The organism is Gordonia gummivorans, from assembly GCF_022513585.1.
Classification (GTDB): domain Bacteria; phylum Actinomycetota; class Actinomycetes; order Mycobacteriales; family Mycobacteriaceae; genus Gordonia.
This window is the reverse complement of sequence record NZ_JAKWBF010000038.1, coordinates 1-22958: the sequence shown is the minus strand read 5'-3', so window position 1 is coordinate 22958 and position 22958 is coordinate 1. Positions and strand designations below refer to the sequence as shown.

17 protein-coding genes and 2 pseudogenes are annotated in these 22958 nt (G+C 66.4%); 9 read left to right on the top strand and 10 right to left on the bottom strand.

The features are described 5' to 3' along the window. Positions 1–59 precede the first annotated feature (59 nt). The gene (locus MKW15_RS21475; RefSeq protein WP_240861913.1) at positions 60–3905 is read right to left on the bottom strand and encodes a DUF3376 domain-containing protein; all 3846 of its coding nucleotides are present in this window, start codon (positions 3903–3905) and stop codon (positions 60–62) included. 280 nt (positions 3906–4185) lie between these two features. On the opposite strand from MKW15_RS21475, the gene kstD reads away from it, so the two are divergent. Genes kstD through MKW15_RS21460 form a run of 3 tightly spaced genes read left to right on the top strand, consistent with a single transcriptional unit; the run spans position 4186 to position 7269 of the window. Next, positions 4186–5919, top strand: coding sequence for a 3-oxosteroid 1-dehydrogenase (kstD, locus tag MKW15_RS21470; protein WP_240861910.1), 1734 nt, complete (start codon positions 4186–4188; stop codon positions 5917–5919). A 3-nt stretch (positions 5920–5922) separates the two neighbouring features. After that, complete coding sequence (locus MKW15_RS21465) at positions 5923–6786, top strand: MaoC/PaaZ C-terminal domain-containing protein (RefSeq protein WP_240861908.1); 864 nt, start codon at positions 5923–5925, stop codon at positions 6784–6786. Between the two features lie 51 nt (positions 6787–6837). Beyond that, positions 6838–7269, top strand: coding sequence for a DUF6918 family protein (locus tag MKW15_RS21460; RefSeq protein WP_240861906.1), 432 nt, complete (start codon positions 6838–6840; stop codon positions 7267–7269). Positions 7270–7284: 15 nt separating this feature from the next. Here MKW15_RS21460 and MKW15_RS21455 read toward each other — a convergent pair whose 3' ends face one another. Beyond that, positions 7285–7425 (bottom strand): hypothetical protein, encoded by a 141-nt coding sequence (locus MKW15_RS21455; RefSeq protein WP_240861904.1) that lies wholly within the window; start codon positions 7423–7425, stop codon positions 7285–7287. Between the two features lie 235 nt (positions 7426–7660). Here MKW15_RS21455 and MKW15_RS21450 point away from each other — a divergent pair, with 235 nt between their 5' ends. Both MKW15_RS21450 and MKW15_RS21445 read left to right on the top strand, forming a co-directional pair. Then, positions 7661–9343 (top strand): MFS transporter, encoded by a 1683-nt coding sequence (locus MKW15_RS21450; RefSeq protein ID WP_240861902.1) that lies wholly within the window; start codon positions 7661–7663, stop codon positions 9341–9343. 21 nt (positions 9344–9364) lie between these two features. Next, positions 9365–10627 carry an ArsB/NhaD family transporter gene (locus tag MKW15_RS21445; protein WP_240861900.1) on the top strand — a complete coding sequence of 421 codons (1263 nt, stop codon included), beginning with the start codon at positions 9365–9367 and terminating at the stop codon, positions 10625–10627. Between the two features lie 268 nt (positions 10628–10895). On the opposite strand, the gene MKW15_RS21440 is transcribed toward MKW15_RS21445, so the two are convergent. The 7 genes from MKW15_RS21440 to MKW15_RS21410 form a co-directional block, all read right to left on the bottom strand. After that, the gene (locus MKW15_RS21440) at positions 10896–12536 is read right to left on the bottom strand and encodes an AMP-binding protein (RefSeq protein WP_240861899.1); all 1641 of its coding nucleotides are present in this window, start codon (positions 12534–12536) and stop codon (positions 10896–10898) included. Between the two features lie 67 nt (positions 12537–12603). Continuing rightward, a complete protein-coding gene (locus MKW15_RS21435) occupies positions 12604–13776 on the bottom strand; it encodes a lipid-transfer protein (RefSeq protein WP_240861898.1) in 1173 nt (390 codons plus the stop codon). Next, positions 13776–14189: a MaoC family dehydratase gene (locus MKW15_RS21430; RefSeq protein WP_240861896.1), complete on the bottom strand. Its 414-nt coding sequence runs from the start codon at positions 14187–14189 to the stop codon at positions 13776–13778. Before MKW15_RS21430 ends, MKW15_RS21435 begins: the two co-directional genes overlap by 1 nt. Next, the gene (locus MKW15_RS21425; RefSeq protein ID WP_240861894.1) at positions 14186–15196 is read right to left on the bottom strand and encodes a bifunctional MaoC family dehydratase N-terminal/OB-fold nucleic acid binding domain-containing protein; all 1011 of its coding nucleotides are present in this window, start codon (positions 15194–15196) and stop codon (positions 14186–14188) included. The genes MKW15_RS21430 and MKW15_RS21425 overlap by 4 nt, the downstream gene beginning before the upstream one ends. Before the next feature lie 283 nt (positions 15197–15479). Then, complete coding sequence (locus tag MKW15_RS21420; RefSeq protein WP_240861891.1) at positions 15480–16643, bottom strand: acyl-CoA dehydrogenase family protein; 1164 nt, start codon at positions 16641–16643, stop codon at positions 15480–15482. Then, the gene (locus MKW15_RS21415) at positions 16633–17712 is read right to left on the bottom strand and encodes an acyl-CoA dehydrogenase family protein (protein WP_240861889.1); all 1080 of its coding nucleotides are present in this window, start codon (positions 17710–17712) and stop codon (positions 16633–16635) included. Before MKW15_RS21415 ends, MKW15_RS21420 begins: the two co-directional genes overlap by 11 nt. Before the next feature lie 114 nt (positions 17713–17826). Further along, the gene (locus MKW15_RS21410; protein ID WP_240861888.1) at positions 17827–19995 is read right to left on the bottom strand and encodes an acyl-CoA dehydrogenase; all 2169 of its coding nucleotides are present in this window, start codon (positions 19993–19995) and stop codon (positions 17827–17829) included. Between the two features lie 134 nt (positions 19996–20129). Between MKW15_RS21410 and kstR the strand changes: the two genes are divergently transcribed. After that, positions 20130–20783 (top strand): cholesterol catabolism transcriptional regulator KstR, encoded by a 654-nt coding sequence (kstR, locus tag MKW15_RS21405; protein WP_240861885.1) that lies wholly within the window; start codon positions 20130–20132, stop codon positions 20781–20783. Further along, complete coding sequence (locus MKW15_RS21400; protein ID WP_240861883.1) at positions 20783–20932, top strand: DUF1059 domain-containing protein; 150 nt, start codon at positions 20783–20785, stop codon at positions 20930–20932. The genes kstR and MKW15_RS21400 overlap by 1 nt, the downstream gene beginning before the upstream one ends. Before the next feature lie 8 nt (positions 20933–20940). On the opposite strand, the gene MKW15_RS21395 is transcribed toward MKW15_RS21400, so the two are convergent. Then, positions 20941–21570: an acyl-CoA-like ligand-binding transcription factor gene (locus MKW15_RS21395; protein WP_240861881.1), complete on the bottom strand. Its 630-nt coding sequence runs from the start codon at positions 21568–21570 to the stop codon at positions 20941–20943. A gap of 144 nt (positions 21571–21714) precedes the next feature. Between MKW15_RS21395 and MKW15_RS21390 the strand changes: the two are divergent. Then, positions 21715–22197, top strand: a pseudogene (locus MKW15_RS21390) (AAA family ATPase); the annotation flags it as partial. A gap of 112 nt (positions 22198–22309) precedes the next feature. After that, a pseudogene (locus MKW15_RS21385) lies at positions 22310–22958 on the top strand (vWA domain-containing protein); the annotation flags it as partial.

The window sequence follows — 22958 nt, the reverse complement described above, 5'->3', positions numbered from 1 at the left end:
TCGTCCCCGTCGAACCGGGGTGCACGAGTAGACGGCTACGCGAAACCCGCGGCTCGGTGCTACTCGGTGCTCGCGGCCGACGGCGACGGAGTGTCCGGCGCCGAGGCCCCTACCCAGTCCCGCTGCGAGGCAACCTGCGCCAGCTGCCGTTTGGGCGCCCACTGTTGCGTCACTCCGACACCGACCATCCACACCGCGATCGGGAACAGGTCGAGGATCGGCGTGTGGAAGACGTGTTCGAACCACCATTGCAGCAGCCCTGCCAGGATCGCCAGACCGGCGGCCGCAAGGATGGCGAACCACCAATTGGCCCAGAAGGTGAAGGAGAGGAGCGTGAGCCCGAGCACGGCTGCTGCGGCCACGAAGCCCGCATAGCCAGCCGTGCCGTAGCCGGGGATCCAGTCGACGATGACATGCGCGAAGCGGCTGTCGCATGTGGCCTTCGAGTTGTTCATCATCTGGCGCACGCACTCACCGTTCGCCGCGGCGAAATACGCGAAGATGCCCGTCCCGGCAAAGATGACCCAGGTGGCGCCGATGAGGAACAGACGCCAGCCGCCTCGCTTCGGAGGCACGGTCCGGACCTTGAGCGATTCGGCGTTGAGGTACCACAGTGCGAGTACCACTCCAACCGTGGCCAGGACCATGAACTCCAGTCCGATACCGAGCGTCGTGTCGGCGTCGACCCATTTCGCGAAGTTGTTGATCCACCAGGCAGTTCCGATCGCGATGAGCACCACCGCGAGTGCGGCGGCCGCGATCTGGTGGTTTCTGGCGCGCGGCCACGCCTTGGTCACACGGCTCTGCCAGCGCTCCGGCCGAGTGGTGTCGAACCCGCGTGGCGCGGCGTCGATCGCAGCTCTCACCCGCGACCATCGTTTGTGAACCCGGAATCTGCGCCACAGGAGATACCCGCCGGCCGCCGCCAACAGCGTCACGAAGACTCCCTGGCCCACCGACTTGGTCGCACCAGAACCCAGGAGGGTAGCGGCAAGCATCGCGACCCCGACAGCCGCGACGAGACGCAGGAGGTCTGCGGCCAGGGTGACGACCGGCACCAGCGGCCGCACGGCAAGCAAGGCGATTCGGGTGGACAGGCCCTGGATTCCACCTGCCGAGGACTCCGCGGGCCAGAGCGCGCGCAGCAACAACGGCACTGTTCTGGCGACCACCCCGAACCGGTATCCGATCGGCAGATTGTCGATGGTCTCGCCGCTCACCGTGTCGATGACCCGCAGCACCGTCTCGCTCGGTGGGGCGTCGTCCGCAGAGCAATCACCCTCGGGAGCCTTCTGGATCTCGCTCTGGAGATCACGGATCGCCTGCTCCCGAACTTGCTTGCCCACAGCGGGTTTCATCAGCAATTCGACGACGCCGGCCGCGGCATCCAGCCGCCCCCAGCACCAGTCGTTGCGCCGCCATCCCGCGTCCAGGAAACCACCGAACCGGGCAAGCACCGTGCCGGCCAGTTTGACGTCGGCGCGCTTCAGCTGTTCCGCCTCGTCGATCGCCCGCTTCCGACGCTCGGGCGTGAGCACCGCCGGATCGGTACCGGCGCGCAACCATGTCTCGAGTTGGCTGTCGATGGCGGCATTCACGAGTTTGGGAAACGCGGCCCGCGGTGTGGTGTCACCGGTGATCTCGGTGAACCGCACAGTGGATGCGGTGTTAGGTATACCGGACTGCGCGCACAGACGGGTGATACCGGCGATCGTCAGATCCATCCCGCGGATTGCCGCGAACAACGACTCGTTCCAGGCGGACAAGTCCGGGTCCGCGGCGTCGTCACCATTGTCATTCACGACGGCCCATGCCTGCACATGCGAGAGATAGTCGACCAGTCGCGTCCGCAGACACGCCAGAAGCGAAGACCCTGGCGGCGGCGTTGGCGCGCCCTTCTCGCACACCCCTATTCCCGTCACACCGCTGCCGGGCGCAGCCAGTGCGGCATAGAACTCCTCTTCGGCGACATCAGCCGGTTCCGGCGCAAGGACGCCTGCTACACCGGTTGATATCCACAGTCCGTCCTGCCTCGCGATACCCCTGATCATCCTCGTGCTCATGGGCTCGTCGTCGGGACCTCCGGCGGGAAGGGACACGAGCATCGCGTCCGTGGTGATGCGACGCCCCTCCCGCAGCACGGTCAAACATCGGTAGAGACCGGCCTTCAGATCCCGCAGTGCGGGCGTCGCCTCGGCGGCCGAGAGTTGCTCGTCGCCAAGCCTTTGCAGTTGTTGAACCCACGCAATGAGAATGCGACACGCCTCGCCCAGCCGGACGACATCGCCAAGGCGATAGACCTCTCTGGCCGATCTCACCTCCTCGGGTGACGGCCCCATCGGGATCGATCCGTCGGCCGGATATGAGTCGATGAACCCATAAGCCCTCAAGACCTCCCGACGGATCGGCAGGATCGTGCTGTTCTTGAATCGCGGATAGGGCCTCGAATCAAATGGCCGGGAACACATCTGGGCCACCGGATCCGCAAGCAGTTCACCGATGCGTTCCGTCTCGTTTCCGATCCGGCAGTCGAGATAGCCGGCTTCGCTTCCGAAGTCGACACCGTCAGCGGGCGACCCGAAGCCACCGAGCGCATTCATCCGATCCCGGACCTGCGTCTCGGAGGCGTTGTAGCGCCATATCTGTGCCACCTCGTCTGCGGCACTCTCCTCGCGCTTCTGAAGTTTCTTCGCTCCCAACACAACCGAGAGCCACGAGACCGAACTCGCGGTCTGGGCGTCCGCTCCTCGCGTCCCGCCTACCGGTGCTGCCGGTGACTCGTCCTGGCGTGGCGGTTGCGGATCCAGGTAGATCAGATGCCGCTCAGACGGATCCGACGCCGGAGCACGTTGAATCGCCCGCAGCGCGCGATCGATCGGGATGTTGTCGAAAACTCCACCATCGATGACCTTGAATGTGTCGACGGGGCGACCCAGCCGCTCGTTTGCGTCCGTGCCGTCGGCGCCCTGCCGAGCGAACGGAAACACCGAGACCATGTTGACGACCGCATCCTTCGCGCTGCCCTCGACGAGTTCTCCGCCGTCGGTGCGTACGGGTCCCGTCGCGTCGGCTCCGAGAACGGAATGCACCGCCGCCGGCTCGAAAGCGCCTGGAAACGACGAGGTCGACCGGGCGGCGAGTGCCATGCGCCTCCTCGCAAGGTCGGGAGCGTCGTCGGCGGCGTCCGGAGCTCCGGGGATCGTGCTGAATGCCGACTTGAGTCCGCCTGGCCGTCGCGCGAACGAGAAGTTGGCTCGGTTGCCCAAACGTTGCTCGCCGTCGGTCAGCAGGGTCGCCGCAAGTTCCACGGCGATCTGATCCTGCTGCGGCGCGCGTTCAAGCTTCGCCGCGTCCCCAATCTTGTTCAACGTGTCCGTGGCGAGCGCCAAGAATCGACCATCGCCATCCAGCAGGGACGGCACAGACCCCCAACCCTGGTCGCGAATCAGGTCCCACAGATCACCGTCGTTGGACCACATCCGCCCGACCGTCCGGTCACTGACCACGCCATAGCTCTGCGTGAGCGCGTACAGAATCGCGTTCAACCCGCCCGCGCTGGCGCCGGCCAGGATGTCGAACTCGACGGGACCGAAACCTGCGCTGTCCAGCATCTGGCGGTACAGATGCGCTCGTCGACGACGCTCGTCGCCGGGCGCCGGGCACCTGGGCGACGCGAGTTCCGGCGACCCGTTCGTGCAGCCACATTTCTCCGTCCCCCACGCCGCACGCCGCATCAGGTCCAGCTCGGCGACCGCGCCGCCGATCCACACCGCCATGCTGACGCCACCGCGCATGGCGAGCGCGATGCGCAGGGTCTTGCCTTCCAGGGCCGCGGGCGCGGTGGATGGATCGCCCGATGGAGCGTTCGCGGGTTTCGACAGTTGCTGCGCTGGCGTTTCGGGCACGGGACTCCTCAGGTCGGCATGCGAAAACGACTGGTCAGGCGGGATCGCTACCAGGATCACCGATGTGCAACCCCGGCGCCCGAGTAACGCGCTACTCGATTTCACTCCGTGACCTGCGGAGAGCTGTACCTGGGAGGCGCGCCACGCGCACAGTGCACACGGTCGGACTCCCACGTACAGATTTCCGCGCAGGTACCGCCACCCCTGGCGCCACATTTCTGCAACGTGTTCTAATTTGTAGGTAGAACACGTTGCACCCGCGGCGCACGAAGGGACCCACATGGCCGACGCGACCGAACCAGCAGTCAAGGAGAACGGCGAGGAGTTCGACGTCATCGTCGTCGGCGCCGGAGCGGCCGGTATGAGCGCGGCCATCACCGCGGCCAACAAGGGTCTGCGCACGGTGCTGATCGAGAAGTCGCCGTACTGGGGAGGCTCGACCTCCCGCTCCGGAGGTGGCGTCTGGATCCCCAACAACTCCGTGCTCAAGCGCGACGGCGTCGAGGACACTCCCGACAAGGCTCGCGAGTACGTCCACGCCATCATCGGCGAGCACGCGCCGGCCGACCGCATCGACGCCTACATCGACCGCGGCCCAGAGGCGCTGGACTTCCTGATGGCGCACGCGCCGCTGGACCTCGAGTGGGTCAAGAACTACTCCGACTACTACCCGGAGGCGCCCGGTGGTCGGCTCGGTGGGCGCTCGATCGAACCCCGGCCGTTCGACGCGCGCCGCCTCGGCGACGACCTCAAGACGCTGCACCCGCAGTACACCAAGGCCCCGCTGAACATGGTGGTGCTCCAGTCCGACTATCGCTGGCTCAACATCGGGATGCGGCATCCGAAGGGCATAGGGCGGATGGGCAAGGTGGCGGCACGCTTCTTCTGGTCGCGCAGCCGCGGCAAGAAGAACATCGCCATGGGCGCCGCCCTCGCCGCCGAACTGCTGCTCGGGGTCCGCTCGGCGGGCGTGCCGATCAGGTTCGACACCGGACTCAAAGACCTCGTCACCGAGAACGGTCGGGTCACGGGTGTCATCGCCGAATCCGACGGCGCCGAGGTCACCATTCGCGCCCGACGCGGCGTGATCCTGGCGTGCGGCGGATTCGAGCACAACGCGGAGATGCGCAAGAAGTATCAGCGCGACCCGATCGGCTCGGACTGGACCACCGGGGCGACGTCGAACACCGGCGACGGCATCAACGCGGGACTCAAGATCGGTGCAGCAGTCTCCCACATGGACGACGCCTGGTGGGGCCCGACCATCCCGCTTCCCCGCGGGCCGTGGTTTGCGCTCTCGGAACGTTCGGTGCCCGGCACGTTCATCGTCGACATGGCCGGCAAGCGGTTCATGAACGAGTCGCTGCCGTATGTCGAAGCGGTACACCAGATGTACGGCGGCGAGTTCGGCCAAGGCGACGGCCCGGGTGAGCATGTGCCAGCCTGGATGGTCTTCGACCAGCGCTGCCGCAACCGCTACCTGTTCGCGGGAATCAATGCACGCCAGCCACTTCCGAAAAAGTGGTTCGAATCGGGTGTCGTCGTCAAGGCCGGCAGCATCGCGGAGCTGGCCGAGAAGATCGGGGTGCCCGCTGATGCACTGAAGGCCACCACCGACCGCTTCAACGGTTTCGCCAAGACCGGCACCGACGAGGACTTCCACCGCGGCGCAAGCGGATACGACCATTACTACGGCGACATCACCAACAAACCGAATCCGAGTCTCGGCGCCGTCGACAAGGCGCCGTTCTACGCCGTGAAGATGGTGCCGGGCGACCTCGGCACCAAGGGTGGCATCGACGCCGACGCGAGCGGGCGGGCCCTGCGGGCCGACGGATCGGTCATCGACGGTCTGTACGCGGCCGGCAACACCAGTGCGCCGGTGATGGGCCACACCTATGCCGGCCCTGGCGCGACGATCGGACCCGCGCTCGTCTTCGGTTATCTCGCCGCACTCGACTGTGCGCGCGAGTCCGAAACAGCCGGTGCCGCAACCCCGTCGACAGGAGCCTGAACCGTGCCCATCGATCCCGGCGTCGCCCTCGGCGCCGAACTCCCCGAGGTCACCTTCTCCTGGACGCCGTCGGACGTCGCGCTCTATCACCTCGCGGTGGGAGCGGCGGCCGACCCCATGGATGTCGCGGGGTTGGCCTACGTCGACGACGCGACGCCGAAGGTGTTGCCCACCTTCGCCACCGTGGCGGCGAGCTTCCATGCGACCGAACCGCCCAAGGTCTCCTTCCCGGGCGTCGACATCGACCTCGCGAAAGTGGTGCACGGCAGTCAACAGATCACCGCGCACCGGCCGCTACCGCCGGGCGGCAAGGCGACCACCCGCACCCGCATCGCCGAACTGCAGGACAAGGGTTCGGCCGCGGTGATCGTGCAGGAATCGGTGACCACCACCGACGACGGTGAGCCGCTGTGGACGGCCCGGTCGTCGATCTTCGCAAAGGGCGAGGGCGGCTTCGGGGGCGAGCGGGGCACGTCGTCGAAGATCGCCTACCCCGACCGTGACCCCGACCACCGACTCACCGTGGCCACCCTGCCCCAGCAGGCTCTGCTCTACCGACTCTGCGGCGATCGCAATCCACTGCACTCCGATCCGGAATTCGCCTCACGCGCCGGCTTTCCGCGTCCGATCCTGCACGGCCTGTGCAGCTACGGGACCGTCTGCCGGGCGGTCACGGACTCGGTCCTCGGTGGTGACGTGGCGGCGGTCGGCGAGTTCTCGGCGACCTTCGCGGGGGTCGTCTTCCCGGGCGAAACGCTCAACGTCAACGTCTGGGAGGCCGACGACCGGCTGCTCGTCACCGCCACCGTCGCCGACCGTGACGACGCACCCGCACTCGGCAATGTGGTGCTCCGCCGCGCGCAGTAACCTCGACGCGGCGGCCACACCGGCCACCACACCGAGTTTCGAGGAGATCTGATGAGCGATTCGCTGACCCCCTTGCTGGAGAACAACCGCGAAGCCGTGGTTGCGGACCTGGTGGGGGTGATCGACGCGGAGGTCGCCGACCAGAAGGGTCTGTCGGGCGCTGCCGTCAAGACGGCATATGCCGCCGCGCAGAAGATCAAGCCGGGCGTCGTCTCCAACGCCACGAATCTGATGCTGCCGGATTTCCTGTCGGCACTGGCACCGTTCTGGGACAGCAAGCCCGACGGCGTCGCGTTCGGCGACCACCTGGTTGCCAACGACGACGCGGCCGCCGAAGCCCTGCTGACGGTCACCGACGACCAGGCCGAGTCGGCGAAGCCCGCACTCGCCAAGGTCTATGGATCGCTACGGGGAAAGGGGAAAAGCCATGTCGTCGCGGCACTCCCACGCGTGGGTGCCGCGATCGAACGTCACGCGGGGTAATGCCCGCGTGAGGCGTTATGCCGCCGAGGTGACGATGATGAGCAAGCCGACAACCACCGCGACGAGCGCGGCGAGCATCGACAGCACACGCCAAACGTGCACTCGTGCAGGCGAGTAGTCGGTACGTTGTGAAGGAGCGACCTGGGGAGAGGCCATGACCTGTCACCGCTTTCGGTTGTCCGGACAACGTGGGCCGGTGGTCCACATCACCGGGTTGGTACAGCAGTGATAAATGTGTCACATGTTGCGACGCTGAGCACAGCATGAGACGCGCGTGTCGCGGTAACGAAACCGCAACGCACTCATTACCGCTCCTTGAGGTGCGCCCTTCGATACGCTCGCAGGCTCGCTACTCAGGACCCGCGCAGCGAGCCTCGAAGGGCGGTCACTCATGAAGCAGCGAACCATCGGCGGCATGGACCTCCGCTCTGCATGGCTCATCCTGATCGCCTGCGCCGCGGTGAGTATGGTCGTCGCAGCCATGGCAGCGCTGAACACAGCACTGCCCCAGATCGCGATTCACACCGGCGCCGATGCAGGCCAGATGACCTGGATCATCGACGGCTACACACTGGTTCTCGCTGCGCTGCTGCTACCGGCGGGCGCGATCGGCGACAGATTCGGACGACGCGGAGTGCTCATCGTCGGTCTGGTCCTGTTCGCCATCGCGTCGCTGGTGGCCATCTGGGTCTCCGGCCCCAATCAGCTCATCGCGACCCGGTGCTTCGCCGGCGGCGCGGCGGCACTCATCATGCCGACGACGCTGTCCCTGATCACCTCGGGTGTGCCCCGAGAACGACGACCCATCGCGATCAGCATCTGGGCCGCGGTCGCCGGTGCCGGCGCGATCGCCGGCTTCCTCGTCACCGGCCTCCTCCTCGAGTTCTTTTCGTGGCGTTCGATTTTCATCGCCTTCGCGATCTCGGCCGCCGCAATGGCGTTGCTGTGCCTCACAATTGGGACGTCGAAGGACCGCGACCCCGGCAAGTTCGACTTCCCTGGCACCATCACCTCGATCCTCGCGGTCACCGGCGTCGTGCTCGGACTACTCGAAGCGCCGCACCGCGGGTGGGATGACCCGCTGGTGTTGATCGCCCTCATCGGCGGTGTCGCCTTCGGCGCGGCGTTCTGCCTGATCGAACTCCGTCGCACCGACAAGCTTCTCGACGTTCGTCTGTTCACCAATCGCGCGTTCGGCGCCGGATCCCTCTCGGTTGCACTGCAGTTCTTCGCCTCCTTCGCGGTGTTCTACCTGTATCTGCAGCGGCTGCAGCTCGTCTACGGATTCACGGCGTTGCAATCGGCGTTCGCCCTCATGCCGATGGTCGCCGGCACGGTCATCTTCGGTCTGCTCGGCAATTGGCTTGCGGTTCGGTTCCACTCACTTCGGTTCGTGTTGGCCAGTGGGATCTTGCTCGCCGGTGTCGGCCTGATCCTGCTCGGTGCCGTCGACTACGACACCTACTGGCAGTCGATCTGGATGATCTCGATCTGCGCGACCGGGATCGGCATCGCGACCGCACCGTCGACGACGGCCATCATGTCCAACACCCCGCTCGACAATCAGGGCATCGGGTCGGCGGTCAACGACACGGCTCGCGAGTTGGGTGCCGCGATCGGCATCGCACTCGCCGGCAGCATTCTGGCCGCGGGTTACACGTCTCGGATCGAACCGACAGCTGATCTCGCGCGCGAGCAGTTGACCGCGGCCGGTCAGCAGCGGATCGCCGCCGGTGATACGGCCGGCGGTCAGGCCCTCATCGACGCAGCCAACGAGGCGGCCGACCGGATATCGAAGTCGCTCGCCGAAGCCGTCGAGGTGATCGCCCGACTCCCCGCCGACGCTGCTCCCCTGGCGCAGCGGCTTGCGCAGGGCGCCCAGGGCGCCTTTGTGGCGCCGATGAACCAGGCGTGTGTGGTCCTCGGTTCGGTGCTCGTCGTCGGCTCCGCCGTCTTGTTCTGGTTCGCGCCGCGACGCGTGATCGAGGCAAACCCGGTGCCTTCGGACATCGAGACCAGCTCCGACGACGACGATGCCGCACCGTCGACTGCCGACGAACACGCTCTCGAATGACCCCGGCGTACCCTGTGCACGGTGCTGACCACCGATAGCATCGCCGGCTCGGTGGTCGCCATCGCAGTCCTGGTGGTGGTCATCGTCGTGACCGTCAGCGTGCGACGCGTCCCGCCCGCGGTCCTCGCCGTTCCCCTGGCGGGTCTTGTCCTCGTGCTGGGCCTGACGACGATGGCCGCCGCCGCCGACGAACTCACCTTCATGGCACCCACCATCGCGTTTCTCGCGGCGATGTTCGTGGTCGCCGACGTCTGCGCGCGGACAGGTGTGTTCACCTGGGTGGGGCACGTCTTGGCCCGACGCAGCCGGGGGTCGCCGACGCGGCTGCTCGGCATCGTGTTCGTGGCGGCTGCGGTCACCACCGCGGTGCTGTCCCTCGACACCACCATCGTGTTGCTCACTCCGGTCGCGGTGCTGACCGCGCGTCGGGTGGGAGCACGAGTCGCACCCGTCGGGTACGCGAGCAATCATCTCGCCAACACCGCGTCGACCTTGTTCCCGGTGTCCAACCTCACCAACCTGCTCGCCTTCTCGGCGACCGGGCTCGGGTTCCTGGAGTTCACCGGACTGATGGCGGCACCGTGGATCGTGGCAATCCTGGTGGAATACCTGATCTTTCGGTGGTTCTTCGCGGGTCAGCTCGACGTGCCGGTCGTGCATCGTCGCGATGACGCGGACGACGTAGCGCCCACCCCGTTGTTCTCGCTGATCTCGTTGGGAGCGCTGCTGGCCGCGTTCGTGGTGGCCGAGCCGGTCGGGCTGCCGCTCTACGCGGTCGCGTGGATCGGTGCAGCGGTGATGCTCGTCGAATCGATGCGTCGTGCACCTTTCGCGGCGTTGCGATCGGCCGCGCGATCGATCAACATCCCGTTCCTCGCCTTCGTCGCCGCACTCGGCATCATCATCCTGCCGGTACGCGAGGGGGCGGTCGGCGATGCGGTCGCCGATCTCGTTCCGAGCGGAACCGGACTGCTCACGCTGCTCGGTGTGGCCGTCCTCGCCGCCGTGCTCGCGAATCTGCTCAACAATCTGCCTGCCACACTGCTTCTGGTGCCGCTGGTCGCCGACCGTCCGGGCGTGGTCCTCGCCGTGCTGCTCGGCGTCAACATCGGCCCGAACCTCGCCTACTTCGGTTCACTGGCAAACCTGTTGTGGCGCGACATCATGCACCGCCACACCGGCTCTCCGACGTCGCGCCAGTACCTGACGCTCGGCCTGTTGACAGTTCCGGCAACACTTCTCACCGCCGTGGTCGCGCTGTGGGTAGGGCTGTCGCTCACCTGATCGAGTAATCATCGGCTGCCCGAGGTGCGACGAGCGCTGTCCTCCCATCCGCTGCCTGAGGTGCGACGAGCGCTGTCCTCCCATACGCTGCCTGAGGTGCGACGAGCGCTAGCGAGGAGCCTCGAAGGCCTGGTGAGACGACAATGTCCTCCCACCAAGGGCTTCGAGGCTCGCAGGCTCGCACCTCAGCCAGCGGAGGGGGATTCGCGGAAGGGGTTTCCCGACGCCTCAGGGAGCGGAAAAGGCGGCGGAGAGTGGATTCAACGGATCAGACCGAAGCGGTGGGTTTCTCCGCAGCGGCAGCGGCGTTCTTGGCCCAGCGGTAGTCGGCCTTGCCGGCCGGTGTGCGTTTGACCTCGTCGACGAACACGATGGTGCGCGGAACCTTGTATCCGGCAAGGGTCTCCCGACAGTGCTGCTGAATCTCGTCGAGCGACGGCTCGACCGCTCCCTCGGCGACGCGGGCCACCGCGGCCACTCGCTGCCCGTACTTCTCGTCGGGCACCGGCACCACCAAGGCGTCGGCGATCGCCGGGTGCGCGTGCAGCGTCGCCTCGACCTCCTCGGCGTACACCTTCTCGCCGCCGGTGTTGATGCATTGCGATCCACGTCCGAGGAAGACGATGCTGCCGTCGGCCTCGACGGTCCCCATGTCGCCGAGGATGGAGATCCGACGACCGTCGGGCAGCGTCGGGAACGTCTTGGCGGACTTCTCCTCGTCCTTGTAGTACCCGAGCGGGACGTTGCCGATCCGGGCGATGTACCCGACATCGCCGGAGCCCGCCTCGATCTTGTTGAGCCGATCGTCGACGACCATCATCTTCTCGGTCGGCGGCACCTTCAGGTTGCCGTTGTCGTCCATCATGATCTCGCCGTCGTTGCCCGACTCGGAGGCACCAAAGTTGTCCCGCAACACCAGATCCGGTTTGACTGCCAGCATCCGATCCCGCACATGCTGCGACCAGATGGCGCCACCGGAGGTGATGGAGAACATCGACGACAGATCGACCTCGCCCTTGGTTCGCTCCATCTCCTCGACGAGCGGCATACCCATGGCATCGCCGACGATCAGCACGATGTTGACCTTCTCCTTCTCCACCTCCCCGACGATGGCCGCGGGATCGAAGTCGCGCTGGATCACCAGCCGGCCACCGAGCGTGAAGAAGGTGAACAACGAGTACGACGCCGCGCCGTGCATCAACGGCGCCGCCAACAGGAACGCGATGGAACCGAAGTCCTTGACCGCAGAACCCAATTCGGCCAGATCCTTACGTGCCTCGCCATACGGGTTACCGCCCGAGAGCGGCTTGCGGAAGAAGTCGTCGTGCTGCCACATCACACCCTTCGGGTATCCGGTGGTGCCTCCGGTGTAGAGCAAGTAGAGCTCTTCGCCGGTGCGTGGTTCGAAATCTCGCTCGGCAGGCTTGGACTCGTAGTCCCCGAACGACACGATCTGCACGGTTCGGCCGTCCGGCAACGACGCTGCTGCGCTGCGCAATTCGTCGGCGACGTCGCCGATGACGAACACGACGCGCACGGTCGGGACGTCGGGGAGCAACTCCGCGACGCTGCGCTGGTGCTCGGGCAGTTCGACGATGATGGCGCGTGAGTCGGAGTTGTCGAAGATGTATTGCAGTTCGGTGTTGGTGTAGCGGTAGTTGATGTTCACCGGGACCGCGCGCACCTTGAGCAGACCGAGCAGACTCGTCACATGCTCGACGCTGTTCTTCAGGAAGAGGGCGACGTTGTCGAAGGCCCCGATCCCCGCGTCGGAGAACAGGTGTGCGACCTGATTGGCGAGGCCGTCGAGCTCGGCGTAGCTGATCTGACGTCCCTGATAGCTGAGCGCAATCCGCTCGGGTACCGAATCGGCAACCGTCTCGAAGACATCGGCGAGGTTGAACTTCATCGTGCGCACTCCTTGTTGACCGTCGGGCTGTCAGATGTCCTGTGGTCACTTGTCATGTGGTCAATTGTCATGTGGTCAAGACCAATCCGGATGTGGGAACACCGGTTCCGGCGGTGACGACGACGCGCTCGGCATTCGCCACCTGGTTCACGGAGGTTCCGCGCAGCTGGCGGACCGCTTCGGCGATCCCGTTCATGCCGTGGATGTAGGCCTCGCCGAGCTGGCCGCCGTGGGTGTTGAGCGGGAGCCGACCACCCACTTCCAGCGCACCCGGTTCGCGAACGAAATCCTTGGCCTCCCCGCGACCGCAGAATCCCAACTCCTCCAACTGCATCAGTGTGTAGGGGGTGAAGTGGTCGTAGAGGATCGCGAGGTCCATGTCGTCGGGTCCCAGGCCCGACTGCGCCCACAATTGCCTTCCCACCAAGCCCATCTCCGGGAGTCCGGCCAGCTGGTCGCGGTAGTAGCTGGTCATGATGAACTGATCGTCGGCGCTTCCGGCCGCCGCGCCGGCGATGACCGCCGGCGGATGGGGCAGATCCCGGGCTCGCTCGGCAGATACGACGACGATCGCCACCCCACCGTCGGATTCTTGGCAGCAGTCCAGCAGGTGGAGGGGTTCGGCGATGTAGCGCGAGTTCTGGTGATCGTCGAGGGTGATCGGTTTGCCGTAGAAGAAGGCTTTGGGATTGACCGCGGCGTGTTTGCGGTCGACCACCGCCACCTGACCGAAATCCGCACTCGTGGCACCGAAGTCGTGCATGTAGCGCTGCGCCACCATCGCGACGAAGGCAGCCGGCGTGGACAGTCCATGCGGATAGCTGAAGGCGTTGTCGGTGCCCGACGAATTTTCCTGATTGGCGACCGCACTGTTGACCTGACCGAACCGCAGACCCGAACGCTCATTGAATGCGCGATAGGCAACCACGACGTCGGCCACCCCGGTGGCCACGGCCATCGCGGCCTGCTGCACCGTCGCGCAGGCCGCGCCGCCGCCGTAGTGGATGCGCGAGAAGTAGGTCATCTCACGGATACCCAGCGCCCGCGCCACCGCGATCTCGGCGTTGGTGTCCATGGTGAAGCTCACCAGGCCGTCGACGTCGGCGGCAGTGAGACCCGCGTCGGCGATCGCCGCCGACACGGCCTCGGCGGCGAGCCGGAGTTCGCTGCGCCCGGAGTCCTTGGAGAATTCTGTTGCCCCGATACCTGCGATGGCGGCCTTACCCGACAGTGAACCCATCAGTTCTCTTCCCCCAGTTCGACTGTCACCGTGGAGATGACGTGCTTGCCGAGTGAGTTGGTGCCCGTGACCGCCACCGTGACCAGGCGGCCGTCGACCTCGGTGACCTCGCCGGTGAAGGTCACCGAATCGTAGGCATACCACGGGACTCCGAGTTTGAGTGCGATGGAACGGATTCGGGCCGACGGTCCCGCCCAGTCGGTGACGAACCGCTCAACCAAGCCGGTGTCGGTGAGGATGTTGACGAAGATGTCCTTGGACCCCTTGGCCTGCGCGAGGTCCCGGTCGTGGTGGACGTCCTGGAAGTCACGGGTCGCCAGCGCGGTTGCGACGACGAATGTCGGCGTTGCGTCGATGATCAGGGGCGGGAGGGTGTCGGAGACCTGCACAGGTTGTGGCGCAAGACTTGTCATCGTGCTCCGTCCGTTGTTGCGGGACGCCAGGCATGCAAGGTCCAAGCCGGTTGCCCGGCGGCGTCGTCGGCGGGGAAGTCGAGGAAGATCGCCTCCACCGGCATTCCGATCCGCACCTGAGCGGGGTCGACATCACGCAGCTCCCCGAGCATCCGTACCCCTTCGGCAAGTTCGACCAACGCGACGACGAACGGCAACTCGCGGCCCGGAACCTTGGGCGCCCGGTGGACGACGTAGCTGTACACGGTTCCGGCGCCCGAGGCGACGACGTAGTCGGTGGGTGGCACGGTCCCGTCGTCGAGCCGCGGCTTCCACGTCGCGGGGATCGGCGGGTGTCGCAGTGTCCCGTCGCCGGTCTGCTGGATGCGCAGTTCGTGTGCGGCGACACCCTCCCAGAAGAAGGCAGTGTCGCGAGAGACGCTGGGCTTGAGCATCTTTGCCGGATCGAGGTCGTCCGGGACCTCAGTCGTGGGCGCCTCGGCGACTTGCTCCGACTTCACCGGCGGTCGGAACTTCAGGATGCGGAATCGCATTTCCGCGACCACCTCGTCGGCCACCGACCACACGTTGCGCGTGGTGAAGAACCACCCTTCACCGAGTGCGGTGTTCTTGGGGCCCACCACCTCCAGCAACTCCGCGGACAGACTCACTTCTTCGCCCGGGCGCGTGTACCGGTGGTAGGTGGTGTCGCAGTTGGTCGCGACCACCGACGTGTATCCCGCGTCGTCGAACAGCTCCGACGCTCGGCCGAGCGGATCGTCGGCGGTCCGGACGCCGTGCAGGCCGCGCATCGTCCAGACCTGCGCCATCGCGGGTGGTGCGACGATACCGGGATGCCCGGCGGCGATAGCGGCGGATTCGTCTGTGTAGATGGGGTTCTCGTCGCCCATCGCCTCGACCCAGTTGTTGATCATGGGCTGGTTGATGGGATCGCGACCGCGCACCGGCGCGCTCGCACCGCCGTCGATGATGGTCTGGGCGGCAGAACGGATCGTGTCGGCGTTCATGCTGCAGTCCTCTCTGACCCCACCGCTGCCTGAGGTGCGAGGAGCGCTAGCCGCCGGGCTGAGGAGCCCGTGCGAGGTACGAGCATGGAGCGTCTCGAAGTCGACGCGCCTCGAAGGCCTGGTGAGGTCATCTCGCCAAGCCCTTCGAGGCTCTCGGCTAGCGCCTCGAGCACCTCAGGGAGCGGTTGGGGGCTCTCAGAGAACGGTAGGGTGCGCTCCGCCAGCGCTCCTCGCACCTCAGGGAGCGGGTGGAGACTCGGCGGATTGGAGAGCGGAAGAAGGCTCATCGCTTGGCCCTCGGCAATCCGAGTCCGGCGGTGGCGATCATGTCGCGCATCACCTCGTTGACACCGCCACCGAAGGTGATGACCACGTGGCGTTTCTGCTGTACATCGAGCCAGTCGACCAGGGCCGACGTGTCGGGGTCGGTGAAATCGCCGTAGCGGCCGATGATCTCGTTGATCATGCGGCAGATCACCTGCAGGCGTTCGGTGGAGAACACCTTGGTGGCCGCGGCGTCGGCCATCGAGATGGCTTCGCCGGTGGAGGCGACCTGCCAATTCAGCAGTTCGTTGATGCGGGCGTACGCGTCGATCTGGGCAAGTGCGCGACGAACATCCGGGTGCTTGGCGATGACGGTGCCGTCGGGGCCCGGCCGCTGCGCCCAGGCCCGCACGCGAGCGGCGAGTCCGTCGATACGTCCGGCCGGTCCGAGCATCACGCGCTCGTGGTTGAGCTGCGTGGTGATCAGCTTCCAACCGCCACCCTCGTCACCGACCCGCATCGACACCGGAACCCGCACGTCGTTGTAGTAGGTCGCGTTGACGTGATGTGCACCGTCGGCAGTGATGATCGGGGTCCAGCTGAAGCCCGGATCCTTGGTGTCGACGATGAGGATCGAGATGCCCTTGTGTTTGGGCGCTTCCTTGTCGGTGCGGACGGCCAGCCAGATGTAGTCGGCGTCATGTCCGCCGGTGGTGAAGATCTTCTGACCGTTGACCACATAGTGGTCACCGTCGAGGATGGCGCTGGTGGTCAGCGACGCGAGGTCGGTGCCCGCCTCGGGTTCGGTGTAGCCGATCGCGAAATGCACTTCGCCGGCCAGGATCTGCGGCAGGAACCGACGCTTCTGCTCGTCGGTGCCGTGCTCTTGCAGCGTGGGCCCGACGGTCTGCAGCGTCACCGCGGGCAGTGGAACATCCGCGCGCACCGCCTCGTTGGTGAAGATCTGCTGCTCGATCTCACCGAAACCCTTGCCGCCGTACTCCTTCGGCCATCCGACACCGAGCCAGCCGTCGGCTCCCATTCGGCGGATGACCTCGCGGTAGGTGGGTCCGTGCCGTTCGGTGAGCATCACCTGGGCTTCGTCGGGCTTCACCAGATCGGCGAAATAGGAACGTAATTCGGCACGCAGTGCGCGTTGTTCGGGGGTCAGGTCAATGAACATCGGCCACCTCCTCGGTCGCGACGTCACGTACATCGGCGAGTTCGTCGAGTCGTGCTGCGGCGCCGCCGGTCAATCGCGCCAGGTCTTTGGCGATGGAGAAGTAGCGGTGCAGCGGATAGGTGATGTCGACACCGATTCCGCCGTGCAGGTGGGTCATCGTGCGCATCGTCGCCGGCACCTCCTCGGCCACCCAGTAGCTCCCGATCGCGAGATCGTCTGCTGCACTGAGTCCCTCGTCGAGCCGCCAGGCCGCGGAGGTGGTGGGCAGATCGAGCGAACGCCCGATCACGTAGATGTCGGCGAGCTGCTGCCCGACCGCTTGGAACAGCGCGATCGGCTTGCCGAACTGCTCGCGCGTGGAGACGTGATCGGCAGTCAGACGGGTGGCACCAGCCACGAGACCGTCCGCGTAGGCGCAGAGCGCGAGGCGGTAATGATCGCGCAGCACCCCGAGGTCGCGGGTGACGATGTCGGCGTCGTCGACCTCGACATCGTCGAAGACGACGGTGTATTCACCCCAGCCGCTCGACGTCGTGGTGCGGGTGATGGTGACCCCGTCGGCATCGGCGGGCACCACGACCACGCCGGCATCGCTGGCCACCAGCAGCACAGCGGCACCCTCGGCATGCAGCACGCCGGTCTTGGTGCCGTTGAGACGGCCGCCGCGGACGGAGGTGTGCGGGGTCGCGGTCAGGTTGTCGCCCTGTTCACCGATCGCGACCGCCGCCCACGAGCCGCCGGTCAGCGCCTCCGGCCACCGCTGCCAGGCGTTCGCGCCGGACCGCGCGAACACCAGCGCGGCGGTGAGGGTGCCCAGCAGGGGAACCACGGCGGCACTCTGTCCGGCGCGGCGCAGCAAGGGCAGCAGACCCAAAACGCCGATCTCGTCACCGTCGAGGTCCGCGGGCAGCGGCAGGGCCAGGAGTCCGGCGTCAACAAGCGCCCGCCACAGTTCGTCGTCGAATGGGTGAGAGCCGAACGTGGACTCCCAATCCGGTTGCCTCCGCGCGAAGACGTCGTCGGCGACGTCGCGGATCGCGATCGCCGAGTCGTCGAGGGCAAAATCCACCGGTGATGCCTCCCTTGAAACGAGCAGGAATTAGAACCTGTTCTAGTTGTATCAGACTAGCGCGTTGATTCGAGATTGTGGGGCCGTATCTGCGGTTTCTCCGACGGCCCGCGTTCAGCCCCGAGGCAGACCGAGAATGCGTTCGGCAGCCGCGGTCCGCAGGATCTGGGTGGTGCCGCCGGCGATCGACAGGCACCGATTCTGCAGCAGCAGGTCGGAGGCGTCGGTGGCCGCAAGCGCCTCGTCGCCGAGAAGTCGCAACGCCAGCTCGGGGACCGCCTGGCGGTGCGCAACGCCGATCAGTTTGCGCACGCTCGACAGCGCGCCGGGGTCATGGCCGGCGAGCCGTTCGGTGACGGCGCGGGCGTCGAGCACTCGGCCGACGTGGGCGTCGGCCACCATCTCACCCACCGCGGCCAGGTCACCGTCGGTGAGGTCTCGATCGGCGACCTGCGCGAGCAGCGATTCCATCTCCTTGCCCAGGCCGGAACCGCCCATGGCAACGCGCTCGTTGGCCAGCGTCGTGCGCGCCAGCCGCCAGCCGCCGTTGACCTCCCCGACGACGCAGTCGTCGGGCACCACCACGTCGTCGAGGAACACCTCGTTGAAGTTGGCGCGGCCGGTGAGTTCCCGCAGTGGCCGGATGTCGATGCCGGGGGTGGACATGTCGACCAGGAAGTACGTGATGCCCTTGTGTTTGGGGGCGTCGGAGTCGGTGCGCGCCAGGCAGATCCCCCACTGAGCGTTGTGGGCCTGCGACGTCCAGATCTTTTGTCCGGTCAATCGCCACCCCCCGTCCACCCTTTCGGCACGCGTACGCAGCGCCGCCAGATCCGACCCCGCCTCCGGTTCGCTGAACAGCTGACACCACACGATGTCGCCGGCCAAGGTCGGCCCGACGAAACGGTCGCGCTGTTGGCTGGTGCCGTGTTCGAGAATGGTGGGAATCGCCCAGCCCGCGATGACCAGGTCCGGGCGATCCACTTCGGCGTTCTCGAACTCGGCGTCGATCAGCAACTGCAGTGCGGCGTCGGCTCCCAGCCCGAACGGCGGTGGCCAGTGTGGTGTGAGGTAGCCCGATTCGGCGAGCAGTCGTCGCTGGTCGTCGGGGTCGGCGGCCGCGATGTCGGCCACCGCCGACCGCACCTCGTCGCGCCGGTGTTCCACCGCGGAAAGGTCGAGCGCAAACCGGCGACGGTCGCCGGCGAGGCCACGAACCGCAAGCTGCTGCTGTTGTCGCACCCCGTGACCGAGGGCCACCTGGGCGGCGATGGCCGACCGCAGGTACAGGTGCGCATCGTGCTCGAAGGTGAACCCGATCCCGCCGAGAATCTGGACGCAGTCCTTGGCGTTGGCGACTGACGCCTGCGCAACGATGGCGTCGGCGGCCAGTCTGCTGACGGCGAGTTGCCGGAATCCCTCGTCGTCTCCGCTCAACGCGACGTCGACCGCACCGGCCAGGTCCCATGCGACGGCAGTGATCTGTTCGCTGCGGCACAGCATCTCGGCGCAGATGTGTTTGATCGCCTGGAACGATCCGATTGCCACACCGAATTGGGTGCGCGTCTTTGCGTACTCGACGGCCGTCGTCAGACACCATCGTGCGACGCCGCTCTGGTACGCGGCGAGCGCCGCCGACAGCACACCATCTACCAGGTCTGCGTCGTGCAGTCCGACGACGTCGGATGCAGTGAGCCCGCTGATACGCACCCGAGATACCGACGCGGCGCCGTCCACCGGGTTCTGCGGGATGACCTCGGCGATTCCGATGCCCGACGGGATCACCCACCACCCGCTTCGGCCGGCGACGTCGAGCGGCGTCAGCACCACGCAACCGTCGACAAAGCCGGCGACCAACCCGAGGTCGAGCTCGCCATCGGCGAGTTCGGGCGCCGCACTCCCCGAGAAGGCCGACACCGGGGTGACGGCCGCACGTCGACCGGACACCAGCTCATCGACGATGGCCGCCGACCGCGGATCAGAACTCCGACTCAGCGCGATCGAGGCTGCGATGGTCGGCACGAGCGGCCCCGGAACCAGGCTGGTCCCGCACTGTTCGAGCATCGCCGCCACGTCGGCGAACTGGGCGCCGAGCCCACCGCGGTCCTCGGCAACCGCCGCGCCGAACACCCCGAATTCGGCGAGTTGTGGCATGAGATCGGCCCATTGATCGCGGGGTTTGTCGAGGTCGGACCGGACGCGCTCGGTCACGTCGACCCGCTGCGCCCAGTCGGCGATCGCGTGACAGACAGCCTTCTGTTCTTCGGACGTGGCGATAATCACGGTGATTCCTTGTGAATGTCGAGTTGTGACGAATAAATAGAACCTGTTCTAATATGCCATGAGTGGATGTAGATTCGGTACCCAGCGAATCAGCGTTCATCTGACTTCGAATACGTGAGGATGTCCGAGAGCACATGGCCCGTTCTGCACCTGGCAATGCCGCGATCGACGCTCCCGACGGGGCAGCGCCGGCGCCCGCGGCCGGAACCGAGTCGGGTTCCACCGCGCAGCGTGAGCGGCGCCGCCGCATCCTCGACGCGACCCTGGCCCTCGCCTCCAAGGGCGGCTACGACGCCGTCCAGATGCGCACCGTCGCCGACAAGGCCGACGTCGCGGTCGGCACCCTCTACCGCTACTTCCCGTCGAAGGTCCATCTGCTGGTGACCGCGCTGGCGCGCGAGTTCGAACGCGTGGAGTCCAAGGTCGACCGCTCACAACTGCGCGGCGACAACGCGATCGAACGCCTGCGGCACGTACTGGACATGATCACCTTTGCGATGCAACGCGATCCACTGCTGACCGAGGCCATGACGCGCGCCTTCATGTTCGCCGACGCCTCCGCGACCGCGGAGGTCGACCAAGTCGCCGGCATCATCGACCGACTACTCGCCGGGGCGATCGTCGACGAAGGCGAGCCCTCCGACGAGGATCTCGCGATCGCGCGCGTGCTCTCGGATGTGTGGATGTCGAATCTGGTGCAATGGCTGACCCGTCGCGCGTCGGCCACCGACGTCACCAACCGACTCGAACTCACCGTGCGACTACTGCTGAAGGACCGGGTGAACTGATGGCGAAGACACGTCTCACCTGTCCGTGCGGCGAATCCATCCGCGGCGCCGACGAGGACGAACTCGTCGAGAAGGTGCGCGCACATCTCGCCGAAAACCACCCCGGCCACGACTATTCGCGCGACGAGATCCTGTTCATGGCCTTCTGAGCCACCGCTCAACCAGCAGCAGTCGGCCGCGGAACCATCAGCTCGAACATCGCCGACAGCGACGATGCCAGGTCTGCGTCGGGATCGGTGAGCCACAGCTCGTGTCCGGCCATCGAAGCTGCCATCGCCGCATGCGCCACTGCGACAGGGTAACGCGAATCCGGCCGCTCCCCGCGCCGATGAGCGACGAATTGCGCTATGGCGCTGCGCCATTGGCGGTAGACACCGTTGGCCTGCGCCTGCACCGCCGGCGCACGCAAGATCAGTTCAGCGCGGTGGCGAGCCCACTCGTCTTCGGCACGACCATGGTCGATGGATGAGATGAAGGCCCTGGCAACCACTTCCGACGGATCGTCGGCCGGATCGGATTCGGTCAGCAGGCGGCGGAACGCTGCCAGCTCGGCGTCGGTCTCCACCCAGACGACGTCGGCCTTGGCACTGAAATAGCGGAAGAAAGTTCGCCGACTGACGCCCACCGCCGCCGCGATGTCCTCGACGCTCGTCTCGTCGAATCCGTCCCGCAGGAAGAGTCGCTGAGCCGCTGCCGCGAGCTCATGGGCACTCGTCGACGACGGACGTCCACCTCTGTCCACCCCGTGCGCGGCGTCGGCGACCCGCGCCGCCATCTGCTCCGACATGCCCCCATCGTCGCACCTCAACCACCGAGCATGCGAACTTTGCCGGATCCCCTGGCGCCGGACGCAAAGTTGTGGCACGGCGTGTCATATCCCCGAATTGAGACCGGGGTCACACTCGCACGAGAGGACATCGACATGGGCAACATCGTCGCGTCGATGAATCCGTACGACAACGTCGGCACCACCCGGCTGTCCACGTCGGTGCACGATCGGATGTGCCGATTGGTGGTGGATTATCAGGACGATTCCGCCGAGCGCGAGATCGTCAGTCGCCGAGCCGATCCCGTCACCACACGCGTGGTGGCCGACGCGGTCGCGGTCACTCGCGCCACCCGTGACCGCGACGACATCCGACAAGGCAGCAGCGTGCGTGGCGCGATCGACCTGGCAATGGTGACCACGCAACTGTGCGCCATGCGCGGTGTCGGGGTGCCGGCAGTCGACACCGTCGATCCGCCACGCGATCTGCCGACGGATTACACCGGCTGTTTCCTGGACGCGATGCTGGTGGCGCTGTCGGGACGAATCCACCTCGACGACACCGCTTTCTCGACGCCCGAGGCGATCCTCGTCGAGATCTGGCAGGACCATTTCCTCCTTTCGCCGGCGGCGGCCGAGCCCGGTTGAAGAGCCGTCGAGGCGGATTCGCCGCTGACCCGGCGAAGCCCCGGCTGCTCAACCTCGCGGTGTCCGGAAGCCGCTGCGACGTAAGCCCAAACAACTCGACACAGAACCCGACCTGCTCGTCGCTTCGTCGGGCGGCGGGTTTGCGATCACCTCGCGATCGGAGCGGGCCAAGACCCGGGGACAGGGCCGCGGATCGGGTGTGCCCGGCACCGCCGACGAGGCCAGCGAACGCGACGGCGACCTGCAGGCGCCGGTAGCGACGAACAAGCGCGCCTACGGGCCCGGCTGATCGCGCGGAAACTCGCTCTGGCGCAGGTTGTTCCGAGTCGTCGGGCACCGCGATCGGCCACCGGAACACTGATGACCCGCCGCTGGCGTGGCGTCTCCGACGAGATCGACCTCGACCGCACACTCGAGGCGGTTGAGGCAACCCCACTTCCCACCGACGACGACATCCTTGTCCGCGAACGCGTGCGAAGGCGACGATCTATCGTCCTCGTCGTCGACATCTCCGGTTCGACGCGCGGTGAGCAGGTCCGCACCGCCGCGGCGACCGCGGGTGCGCTCGCCGGTGAGCTGAGCCGAGACAGGCTGGCGGTCATCGCCTTCTGGTCTGACGCCGCGGTCATCTCCCCCATGGGCGAGGCGGTGTCACCCGATCACGTGGTCGATGCCCTCCTCACCTTGCCGACGCAGGGCCTCACGAACGTCGAGTTCGCGTTGTCGGTGGCGGCCGACGAACTCCGCGGTGTACTACCCAG